Source organism: Aquincola tertiaricarbonis (genome assembly GCF_000969605.1).
Classification (GTDB): domain Bacteria; phylum Pseudomonadota; class Gammaproteobacteria; order Burkholderiales; family Burkholderiaceae_C; genus Aquincola; species Aquincola tertiaricarbonis.
On the sequence record NZ_JZUE01000089.1, the window covers coordinates 1 to 467 of the forward strand.

A 467-nucleotide genomic window follows, 5' to 3' on the forward strand; every position below is an offset into this window, starting at 1 on the left:
AATTTTTCCGGCAACGTGGGCAAGACCACCGTCACGCGCCATTTGCTCGCGCCCCGTCTGCCTGGCGCCGATGTGATTGCCATTGAGAGCCTGAACGCCGATGAGCACCAGCTCACCGCTCTGCGCGGGCGCCAATTCGGCGAGCTGCAGGAATACCTGCAGACGGTGGACCATGCCGTGGTGGACATTGGCGCAAGCAACGTGGAGGACCTGCTGTCCCTGATGCAGCGCTACCGAGGCAGCCACGAGGACTTCGACTGTTTCGTGGTGCCCACCGTTCCGGCGTTCAAGCAGCAGCACGACACCGTCGCCACGCTGGCGGAACTGGCGCGCATCGGGATCGAGCCCGATCGCCTGCGGTTGCTGTTCAACCTCGTGGAGGACGGCAGCGACGTGCTGCAGGTGTTTGCGCCGGTCGTGGCATTTGTACAGCAGTCCGGCGTGACCGACCTGCGTCCCGAGGCCCG

The 467-nt window shown here is 64.9% G+C and carries 1 protein-coding gene; it reads left to right on the top strand.

Going from position 1 to position 467, the window contains the following annotated elements:
• A partial coding sequence (stbB, locus tag VO99_RS31105; RefSeq protein ID WP_310733681.1) for a StbB family protein occupies positions 1 to 467 on the top strand: 467 nt, incomplete at both ends.